The organism is Micromonospora echinofusca (genome assembly GCF_017614955.1).
GTDB classification, from domain to species: Bacteria; Actinomycetota; Actinomycetes; order Mycobacteriales; family Micromonosporaceae; genus Micromonospora; species Micromonospora echinofusca_A.
This window is the reverse complement of record NZ_WVUH01000565.1, coordinates 1-2,651: the sequence shown is the minus strand read 5'-3', so window position 1 is coordinate 2,651 and position 2,651 is coordinate 1. Positions and strand designations below refer to the sequence as shown.

The 2,651-nt window shown below is 71.1% G+C and carries 3 protein-coding genes; 2 read left to right on the top strand and 1 reads right to left on the bottom strand.

The features are described 5' to 3' along the window. Positions 1-43: 43 nt before the first annotated feature. Positions 44-649, bottom strand: coding sequence for a TetR/AcrR family transcriptional regulator (locus GSF22_RS32760; protein ID WP_208817784.1), 606 nt, complete (start codon positions 647-649; stop codon positions 44-46). Between the two features lie 102 nt (positions 650-751). On the opposite strand from GSF22_RS32760, the gene GSF22_RS32755 reads away from it, so the two are divergent. Together GSF22_RS32755 and GSF22_RS32750 are read left to right on the top strand one after the other, a co-directional pair. Next, a complete protein-coding gene (locus tag GSF22_RS32755; protein ID WP_208817783.1) occupies positions 752-1,183 on the top strand; it encodes a tautomerase family protein in 432 nt (143 codons plus the stop codon). A 252-nt stretch (positions 1,184-1,435) separates the two neighbouring features. After that, positions 1,436-2,651, top strand: a 1,216-nt coding sequence (locus GSF22_RS32750) for a beta-1,3-glucanase family protein (protein ID WP_208817782.1), incomplete at its 3' end; no start/stop codon positions are given.

Sequence of the window (2,651 nt, the reverse complement as noted above, 5' to 3'; positions counted from 1 at the left end):
GCGAAGATGCGGGCGGTTCCACGGGCCGGGCGCCCGCACCGGTTCAGGCCGGATTCCCGGTAGCACCGTCGGGGGTCGTCACGCCACGCACCAGGACATCCAGTTGGGCCGCGACGTCGTCGAAGGGCCGGATGTCGCGTTGGGCCCGGCACATCGCCACGGCACCCTCCACACCGGCCACCACCAGTGTGGCCACCTGACCGGCCTGCTCCGGCTCGGCACCGTGCTGGCGGAGCGCGGCGGCGAGTTTCCGCTGCCAGGTGGTGAAGACCTGCGCGGCGGCGGTGACCGCCTCGCCGTTGTCGTCAGGTGGTTCCTCGACGGCGACGGCCAGGACGGCGCAGCCGGCGCGGAAGTCGTTGTCGATCAGTGTCTGCCGCCACAGGGTCAGGAACGCGCGCAGCGCGGCGGCCGGACCCGCGTGGAGTTCCCGCTCCATGATTTCGGAGACCCGCTGGCCGGCATGGTGGATCGCCTCGGCGGCCAGTTGCTGCTTGCCTCGGGGAAAGTAGTGGTACGTCGAACCGAGTGGGGCGCCGGAGTGCCCGGCAAGGTCCCGGATGGTGCTGCCGGCCAACCCCCGGCGTCGGATCAGGTCGGCGGCTCCGGCCACGATCCGCTGCCGGGGTGCGGCACTGTCTCGGGTCACTCCCACCCCTCCCTCTTGTTTATAGCGCTCGTCATAATCTACCCTGACCCCGGTTCTATGACGCTCGTCATAACGCTGGTCGCGTCGAGGAAAGGACTCCGCATGCCCAAGATCCAGCTCACCGCGCCGCAGGGGGCACTGACCCCCGAGGGCCGGGCCGGCATCCAGAAGGAACTCGCCGCGATCCTGCTGCACTGGGAGGGCGCGCCCGACACGGAGTTCGTCCGGTCCATCGCCTGGAGCTATCTGCACGAGCTTCCGGTCGGCGCGCAGACGACCGCGCAGGACGACGAGCCCCGCTTCCTGGTCGAGGCCACCGTGCCCGAGGGCGCGCTCTCCGAGCGCCGCAAGGCCGGACTGGTCGCCGACGCCACCTCGGCGGTGCTGGGCGCAGCCGGCCTGACCGAGGCCGAGGCGATCCGGGTCTGGGTGCTGATCCACGAACAGCCCGAGGGGACCTGGGGCGCGGCCGGGCGGATCTTCCGCCGGGAGGACATCGTCGCCCTGGCGCGCCAGTCGGCCACCGGCGGCTGAACCGGATGGCGCCGGCCGGGCCACCGTGACCAGCGCCGGACGGGGTACGGCCAGGGGTGGGCGTACCCCGTCCGGCGTTGCCGCCCGGAGGCGGGCAGGAGTGTGTTCATTGACAGGTGGAGTGCGGCGACAGATGCTGAGAGAGCGCTCTCACAGCGTCGTCCCCCACGCCGTGACCGCCTGCTTCGCCCTGCCCACACCCCACCACCGGTGCGTCGGGTCATGTCCGACCGCACGTGAAGGAGTCGTCGCTTGCGTACCAGGAAAAGGTTCCTGCATGCCGTGACCGCGCTGGCCGTGGCCACCGCCGCGTCCATCGTGGCGGTGGCCTCGCTCGCCCAGGCCGTCGGTCCGAACCTGCTGCCCTTCACCGTCGCCAACAACAGCGGCCGCGCCGACACGGTCCACCTCTACGTGCTCGGCGTCGACCTGACCTCCGGCCGGCTCGGTTACGTCAACGCCGGCGGCGCCTTCACCCCCTGGTCGGGCGGTGGGCTGCCACCCACACCGGCTCCGGACGTGGCGATCCCCGGGCCGGCCAACGGCGCCAGCACCACGCTCCAGATCCCCCGCAACCTCTCCGGCCGGGTCTACATGTCCTTCGGCGAGAAGCTGAAGTTCCTCCTGACCCCCGACGGGCTCGTCCAACCTGCCCCGTGGGCACCCGGCGACCCCAACCGCGACATCCTGTTCGACTGGTCCGAGTTCACCTACAACGACTCCGGCCTGTGGCTCAACAGCTCCCAGGTGGACATGTTCGCCGTACCGCACGCGGTGCACGTCACCGGCAGCAACGGCGTCAGCAGCCTCACCGGCGAGCTGCGCGACAACGGCCGCAACACCGTCATCGAGAAGATCCGGGCACTGCCCGGCTGGTCGGGCCTGGTCCAGTCCCGCGCCGACGGTACGGTGCTGCGGGTACTCGCCCCGGGCAAGGGTGTCGACGCCGGCGTGTTCAGCCGCACCTACCTCGACCCGTACATCGCGGCGGCCTGGCAGACGTACGCCACCAGGACGTTGACCGTCGCCCCGTTCAGCTACCAGCCCGAGGTGAAGTTCTTCGGCCGTACCTCCGGCAGCACCATGACCTTCACCGACACCGCCGGCCGGCAGGTCGCCACCTTCACCCGGCCCTCCAGCCCCGACGTGTGGGGCTGTGACGGCGCTCTGGCCGCCCCCAACGACCTGGTCGTCGGGCCGATCGCCCGGACGCTCTGCGCGGCCCTGCACCGCACCACGCTCGATCGGATGGACGTGCAGCCGGGCGGCACGGCCGCCGACTTCTACCAGGGCGAGCTGACCAACCACTACTCGCGGATCGTGCACGAGCAGATGGTCGACGGGAAGGCGTACGGATTCGCCTTCGACGACGTGCTGGCCCAGGAGTCGCTGGTGCACCACGGTGACCCGCGTACCGCCGGCATCATCCTGACCCCGTTCGGGCCGGGCGGGCCCACCACCCCACCGA

Bases quoted from the DNA above. Each gene is read 5' to 3' on its own strand.
- GSF22_RS32755 (WP_208817783.1), top strand. From the start codon at position 752: ATGCCCAAGATCCAGCTCACCGCGCCGCAGGGGGCACTGACCCCCGAG.